Here is a 6,954-nt window from a genome sequence, read left to right as displayed (position 1 = left end):
ATCCGTCACCGGCCGGCCGCACCCTCGGGGGCGGCGACCCGGGCAGGCGCACCCGGCCCGCGGCCGGGGGCGGCCCCGGCGGCCCGCCTGCGTCCACGCCGTCCACGGGCGTCGCCGGAGGCGGGCTCACCCGTCCCGCTCCCGGAGGGGAGCGCCCACCAGGCCGCCAGGCCGATGATCACTCCGGTCAGGACGGTCGAGGGGCCCCCGATGTCCGCGTAGAGGAAGTCGGTGAGCTGCCAGACGAGCAGGCCGGTCGCGATGAGTCCGCAGTCCCGGACCGCGGAGGGTCCGGCCAGGCACCGCCGCAGGCCCGCCACGAGCAGGGCCAGCCAGCCGCCCGCCAGGGCGATCAGCCCGGTCAGCCCCTGCTCGCTCAGCACCAGCAGGTACATGTTGTGCGGGGACAGCAGCGGCTGGCGGATGTATCCCTGGCCGGCGCCCGCGGTGTCGCTGCCGGAGGACAGGGCCAGCCCGGAGTGCGCGTCCCGGTTGGCCGGGAAGCCCTTCAGGCCGACGCCCACCGCGGGCCGCTCGCGCCACATCGACCCGGCCGCGGCCCACATCGTGTAGCGGTCGGTCACCGACTGGTCGGGGGCGTCGGACACCTGCGTGATCGAGGTCAGCCGCTCCGCGACCATCGCGGAGCCGACGCCGAAGCCGCCCACGAGGACCACCCCGGCGGCGGCCAGCGCCAGGAGCACCTTCAGGGCCCGCCGGATCCCGGCGAGGACCATCACCAGTCCGGCCGCGGCGAAGGTCGCGATCCAGGCGCCCCGACTGAAGGACAGCACCAGCGGGAGCACCAGGATCAGCGCCGCCGCGCCCGAGGCCCGCCGGACCCGCGCCGGCAGCCCCGGCGCGAGTGCGCCGGCGGTGGCGACGACCAGGCCGTAGGCCACGACGGTGGCCATGCCCATGACGTCGCCGGGTCCGAAGGTGCCCACGGCGCGGATGTCCTCGCCCTGGTACGAGGCCCCGGTGTGGGTGGCGAACTGCACCACGCCCACCGCTCCCTGGACCAGCGCCAGCACCACGAAGCACCCCGCGGCCAGCCGGAACTCGGAGGCGTCCCGCACCAGCAGCACGATCGCCGCCGGGACCAGCACGAACACCTGGAGGTAGCGCACGAACCCGGGCAGGGCCGCGTACGGGTCCCCCGCGGTCACCGTGGAGACGGCGAGCCCGACGGCCGGCAGGCCGAGGACGAGCACCCCGAGCGGGCTCAGCGGCCGGACCCGGCCCCGCAGGGCCTGGATCCCGCAGACGAACACGAGCAGCAGCGAGGCGGCGTCGGCCGGACCGACCTTCCCCGAGGCGGTCGCGTCACCGGCCGGGACGGGGATCAGGAGGGCCAGTACGGTCGCGGCGAGCGGCAGCAGCGGCCAGTGCCGGCGCAGCAGGTCGGCGGTGTCCGGGCGGGACCAGGACGTCGGTGCGGCAAGGCTCATGCTTTAGCTGCCCCCCAGCCGGAAGCGGAAGAAGGAGGCCGCGGTGCGGGCCAGGATCCACAGGTCCTGCCACAGCGACCAGGTGTCGATGTAGTGGTTGTCGAAGCGGGCCCGGTCCTCGATGGAGGTGTCACCGCGCAGCCCGTTGATCTGGGCGAGGCCGGTGATGCCGACGGGCATCCGGTGCCGGGCCTCGTACCCGGGGTGCACGCTGCTGAACTTGGCCACGAAGAAGGGCCGTTCGGGGCGCGGACCGACGAGGCTCATATCGCCGCGGACCACGTTCCACAGCTGCGGCAGCTCGTCCAGCGAGGACTTGCGCAGGAAGGAGCCGATCGGGCTCATCCGGCAGTCGCCGGCCACCGTCCAGCGGGTGGCGGACTCGTGCGCGTCGGCGCGCAGGGTGCGGAACTTCAGCAGGGTGAAGGGGCGCCCGTACAGGCCGACCCGCTCCTGCCGGAAGATCACCCCCGGCCCGTCGGAGATCCGCACGGCGAGCGCGCAGACGCCCATCACGGGGGCGGCGGCCAGCAGGGCGATCGCGGCGAGCGAGGAGTCGATGACCCGCTTCACGTACCGCTCGACGGGCCGCGCCGGGCGCGGCAGCAGCGGCTGGACGGCGTACCCCCACAGCTGGTCGGCGGGCTGCGCGACGCGCATCCCGGTGACCTTGGCGGTGCCCGCCGGGTCGGCGAGCCAGAGCCGGCAGCCGTGGTCGTGGAAGAGCCGGACCAGGGAGGCGGTGCGTTCGTCGGCCTCGGGCGGGCGGGTGAAGACGGCGTGCCGGACGGAGTTCTGGATGACGGCGCGCCGGATGTCCTCGTGGGTGGCCAGTACGGGCACTCCCGCCGCCGCCTCCCCGTCGGGCCCGGTGTCCGCGAGCCCGACGGGGCGCAGTCCGTACTCGGGTCGCCCGTGCAGGGCGGCGGCCACCGCGCTCGCCCCGGCGCCGGGTCCGACGACCAGGGCGGAGGCGGGGCGGCGGGTGCGGGTGCGGCGGCGGAGCTGGTTGACGGCTCCGCGTCCCGCGCAGGCCAGTACGACCTGGACGCAGAAGGCGCCGAGCAGCGCGCTCCACCCCAGGGCGTCGCCCGGGGCGGTGGCGGCCAGCACGGCGGCGGCCCCGCACCACAGGGCGGCGGCCCGCCCGGCGAGCGCGGGCAGTTCGAGGAGCGCGGAGGGGGCGAGCCGCGGCCGGTACAGCCCGGCCTGGGCGTGCAGCGCGATCAGGCCCAGGGCGAGGGGGGCGGCCGCCGCGAGGGGCAGCTCCGCTCCGGGCAGCGCCGCCACCCCCGCCACGGCGGCGAGGGCGTCGGCGGCCAGCAGCGGAGCGGTCCCGTCCCGGCGGCGCACCCGCTCGGGCCGTACGGCGGCCCGGGCGCGGTCGGCCTTGGGTCCGCGCGGCGGGTGGATGGCGGTCACGGAACGCCGCACGGCGGTGAGGCCGGCGCCGGCCGCGGTACTGGTGGCCGCACTGGTCGCGCCGCCGCCGGCGGTGCTCGCGGTCGTGGTCGCGGTCGTGGTCGTGGTCGTTCCGGTGAGTCCGGTGATGCCGGTGATACCGCCGGCGGGCCCCGTGCCGTCCTGCCCGGTGTGCCGGGCGGGTGCGCTGTCCATCGTCATCGGCTGATGCGCTCCTGGTTCAAGGGCCGGGGCCTGCCCAGCAGTTCGTGATACAGACCGGTGACCGCGTCCGTGGTGCGCCGCACGTCGAATTCCATCCGGGCGTGCCGCTCCGCCTGCTCCCCGAGTTCGGCGAGCAGCCGCGGCTCGGCGAGCAGCCCGCCCAGGGCCTTGGCCAGCGCCGTCGGGTCCTCCGGTTCCACCAGGCACAGCCGTCCCTGGCCGGGCGGGAGGCTCTCCCTGGCACCGCTGACGTCGGAGACCAGGACCGGGCGGCCACAGGCCATGGCTTCGAGCGGGGCGAGCGCCATGCCTTCCCACCGCGACGGCAGTACAACGAGATCGGCGGCCCGAAGCCACGGCCGGATGTCGAAGGCGGCCCCCGCGAAGTGGACCGAGGGCGGGGCTCCGCGGCGCAGCCGTTCCATGTCGGGACCGTCCCCGACGAGCACCAGACGGGCCCCGGGAACGGCTCCGAGCAGCTCCGGCCAGGCGCGCAGCAGGACGTCCTGCCCCTTCTGCTGGCAGAGCCGGCCGACGCAGACGGCGAGCGGCCCGTCACCCTGGAAGGCGGCGGGCAACGGGAGTTCGGCGCGGGCCCGGGCCTTGTCCTGGACGGGGTCCGGGCCGCCGGGGCGGAAGTACGCGAGGTCGACGCCGTTGCGGATCACCGACCAGCGGGCGGCGATCCCCTCGGACTCGCCGGTGCGGCGTTCGGCCTCGCTGACGCAGAGCACCCGGTCGGCCCAACGGGCCCCGAAGCGCTCCCAGCGCAGCGCGAGCGCGGCGGTGGCCCCGCCCACGGCGTCGAAGGACCAGGCGTGCGGCTGGAAGACGGTCGGGACGGCCCCGCGCACGGCGAGCCGCCCGGCGAGTCCGGCCTTGGCGCTGTGGGCGTGCAGGACGTCGGGCCGGACCCGTGCGATCAGGCGGCGCGCGCCGAGGACTTCGGCGGCCAGCCCCGGTCCGGGGGCCCGCCCGGCACGCCAGGTGAGCACCTCGGCCCCGGCCTCACGGGCGGCGTCCGCGAGTTGTCCGCCGCGCGGGCAGCCGACGTAGGTCCGCAGGCCGGCCGCGGACTGGGCGCGTACGAGGTCGACGACGACGCGGGCGACCCCGCCCTCGACCGGCTGGACGAGGTGGAGGACGGCCGGAGGCCGGGAGGGGGAGGAGGAAGGGGAGGGAGAGGGTGAAGAAGGCTGTGTCGGCACGTGGAGTGGTCTCCTGCGTTCAGCGGCGCGCGTCTGTCTGAACGAAGAGCACACCGAGGAAATGACCCTGGTTTTCGCCTGTGAACCCGAAGGTCAGGCTGCGGGCGCCACCGGACAGGGCGGGGCTCAGATCGAACACGTCCGCGTCATATCCGAGGTTATTCATATGTTCGGGCTGTCGCACGAACGAGTGATCTCCGAATTCCGTGATCGTGGAATTCATAACATCATTAAAAGGATTTTCTCCGTCACTGAGACTGATCCGGCGCCCGCTGTCGGCGGTCACCGTGAGTGAATCCCCGAGCGTTCCGCGGTCCCCGTCGTACCCGACCACCCCGACCCGCCCCTGCGCTCCGGGCGCCGCATCCAGACCGGCGAGCTCCACCGTCTCGCCCGCCGCCTCGCCGGCCCCCGCGGCCAGCCCTTCGAAGCCGTCCCAGACCGAGACCCTGCGCACCGGCTCCTGCGGGTGCTCGTAGGCCACCACCAGCGTCCAGCCGCCCCAGGCACCCGCGTCCGAGTGCCCCATGGCGATGTTCAGCTGGGCCACCGTCCACATCCCGGCGCCGCCCTTGCGGACCAGCGGGGTCACGTCGGCGGAGGCCTGGTAAGCGTCGCCGGCCGCGTCGCTGCGGTGCCCGATCGCCGTGTCGGCCAGCACTTCCTTGTACGCGCCGCCCGGCTCGGCGACGAGCACCCGGCCGTTGTCCTCCGGCGGCTTCTGCTCGCCGACCCGCAGGTTCCCGCCCCAGTACAGCCGGGCGTACGAGACCTTCGCGCCCGCCGGGACCTTGAGCTCGGCCCGGGTGGAGTTGTAGGTGTCCGGGTCCTTGTCGACCTCGTCGTAGAACATCTCGTAGTCGCCGTTGGTCCCGGCCGCGCCCTTGTTGACCTCGGCGCACGGCTCGGCCTGCGCGGACTCCTCCTTGCGGCAGCCGATGGACGAGTTCGAGGCCCGGACCAGACCCCCGTGCTGCACGGCCTGGTAACGCTGGGTGAACGGAACCCGGGGCGCCTCCTTGACCAGCGGAGCCCGCACGCCCGGCGGGGCGGCGGCGGTAGCGGCAGTCGCACTCGCAAGAGGTGCGTTCACCGAAAGTGTGAGGCAGGACAGCAGACCGAGCGTGCCGAGGATTCTGCGGGAGGAACCCATGACCCTGTCTCCATTTTCGATCAAGGGGACAAAACAGGAGTGAACTTTGTCAGAAATCAGGAGGGAAATCACGCCGGACTCGCCCGTACGGCCTTTTGGGCGATAGCACGCACCCTGGAGACGGGCGGGTCGTTATGGGGTTGCACCATTGTTCGAACCGAAAGGAAAAACGGAGATGAAGAAGAGGCTGGTGCGCGGCACCACCCTGGCGGTCGCGAGCACCGCGCTGCTGATGGGCGGCGCGGGCCTCGCCTCCGCGCACGGTGGCGGCGGCGCGACGGCGAACGGCTTCACCGGCGGGTCCCCGGGCGTCCTGAGCGGCAACCTGCTCCAGGTCCCGGTCCACGTCCCGGTGAACGTCTGTGGCAACACCGTGAACGTGATCGCCCTGCTGAACCCCTCGTTCGGCAACACCTGCGTCAACGCCTGACGTCAACCGTGCCGCCCGAAACTTCGGCATCCGAGTGAACACACGCAACCCGAACCGCGGTTGTGCAGTTGATCCGAGTGCTTGAGTACCGGGCAATCCTGCAAAAAAGGGACCATCATGATCAAGAAGTTTGCGGCCGGCGCAGCGGTTGCCGCCTCGTTCGTCGGTCTGGGTGCCGCCATGGCCCCGCAGGCCATGGCCATCGGCAACGACCACGGCATCAACACCGTGAACGGCAACGGGGCCTCGCAGATCTACGGCAACCAGGCCACCTACGGCAACATGAGCCCGCAGATGGCGCTCATCCAGGGCTCGTTCAACAAGCCCTGCATCGCCCTGCCCGCCAAGGCCAACGTCCAGTCCGTCCTGGCTCTGGTCAACGTCGGCGTCCAGGACATCCCCGTCCTGTCCAGCCCGCAGAACCAGCAGTGCACCGAGAACTCCACCCAGGCCAAGGGCGACGAGGCTCTCTCGCACATCCTCAGCAACATCCCGGTCCTGTCCGGCAACGGCTCCGCCGGCAGCTGACAGCGCCGCGCCGGCTGACACAGCACCGCGCCAGTGGGGCCGTCGCACCTTCGGGTCGCGGCGGCCCCGCCGCATGTCGGGCCCCGGATAAAGACTCCGAAGCGACCGGAACAATCCGGCCACAATTCAGGACGCCACAGGCATCTGAGTGAATTGGCCGGAGGCGCGCGAAAATCCCCGGTTTCTTTTCACGGACCCACTCGTTGTTATTCCTGCAGCGGATAGACCTCTGCGGGAAGGAAACGAAAACAAATGACGTACAAGAAGGCAGTGGTGCTGGCCGCCGGCATTCTGATGGCCGCCGGTGCCGCCTCCCCCGCCATGGCCGACTCGGCTGCGGACGGCAAGGCCGTCGGCTCCCCCGGCGTCCTGTCCGGGAACGTGCTCCAGGTCCCGGTCCACGTCCCGGTCAACGTCTGCGGCAACACCGTCAACGTGATCGCCCTGCTGAACCCCGCGTTCGGCAACACCTGCGTCAACGCCTGACGAAGCGCCTGTGCCCGCAAGGGCAGACCTCCTCGGGGTGGGGGGGGAGGCGCGGGGTGTGGGGCAACACGC

General features: G+C 72.9%; 7 protein-coding genes. 3 read left to right on the top strand and 4 right to left on the bottom strand.

Annotated features, from left to right (window positions below; genetic code table 11):
- Positions 1–5: 5 nt before the first annotated feature.
- Genes ACFWNV_RS38745 through ACFWNV_RS38730 form a run of 4 tightly spaced genes read right to left on the bottom strand, consistent with a single transcriptional unit; the run spans position 6 to position 5,510 of the window.
- Positions 6–1,451 carry an O-antigen ligase family protein gene (locus tag ACFWNV_RS38745; protein ID WP_383956759.1) on the bottom strand — a complete coding sequence of 482 codons (1,446 nt, stop codon included), beginning with the start codon at positions 1,449–1,451 and terminating at the stop codon, positions 6–8.
- 3 nt (positions 1,452–1,454) lie between these two features.
- Positions 1,455–3,074: an exopolysaccharide biosynthesis polyprenyl glycosylphosphotransferase gene (locus tag ACFWNV_RS38740; protein ID WP_383956756.1), complete on the bottom strand. Its 1,620-nt coding sequence runs from the start codon at positions 3,072–3,074 to the stop codon at positions 1,455–1,457.
- Positions 3,071–4,285, bottom strand: a complete 1,215-nt coding sequence (locus tag ACFWNV_RS38735) for a glycosyltransferase (protein WP_383956754.1) — start codon at positions 4,283–4,285, stop codon at positions 3,071–3,073. The genes ACFWNV_RS38740 and ACFWNV_RS38735 overlap by 4 nt, the downstream gene beginning before the upstream one ends.
- Before the next feature lie 19 nt (positions 4,286–4,304).
- Complete coding sequence (locus tag ACFWNV_RS38730) at positions 4,305–5,510, bottom strand: DUF3344 domain-containing protein (protein WP_383956751.1); 1,206 nt, start codon at positions 5,508–5,510, stop codon at positions 4,305–4,307.
- A 103-nt stretch (positions 5,511–5,613) separates the two neighbouring features.
- On the opposite strand from ACFWNV_RS38730, the gene ACFWNV_RS38725 reads away from it, so the two are divergent.
- From ACFWNV_RS38725 to ACFWNV_RS38715, 3 genes are all read left to right on the top strand, one after another.
- Complete coding sequence (locus tag ACFWNV_RS38725; protein ID WP_383956748.1) at positions 5,614–5,868, top strand: chaplin; 255 nt, start codon at positions 5,614–5,616, stop codon at positions 5,866–5,868.
- Between the two features lie 117 nt (positions 5,869–5,985).
- A complete protein-coding gene (locus ACFWNV_RS38720; RefSeq protein WP_383956745.1) occupies positions 5,986–6,396 on the top strand; it encodes a rodlin in 411 nt (136 codons plus the stop codon).
- A 252-nt stretch (positions 6,397–6,648) separates the two neighbouring features.
- Positions 6,649–6,882: a chaplin gene (locus tag ACFWNV_RS38715; protein ID WP_327306290.1), complete on the top strand. Its 234-nt coding sequence runs from the start codon at positions 6,649–6,651 to the stop codon at positions 6,880–6,882.
- Positions 6,883–6,954 lie beyond the last annotated feature (72 nt).

The sequence above is a fragment of the Streptomyces sp. NPDC058401 genome (assembly GCF_042722885.1).
Classification (GTDB): domain Bacteria; phylum Actinomycetota; class Actinomycetes; order Streptomycetales; family Streptomycetaceae; genus Streptomyces.
This window is presented reverse-complemented; position numbering and strand designations above follow the sequence as displayed.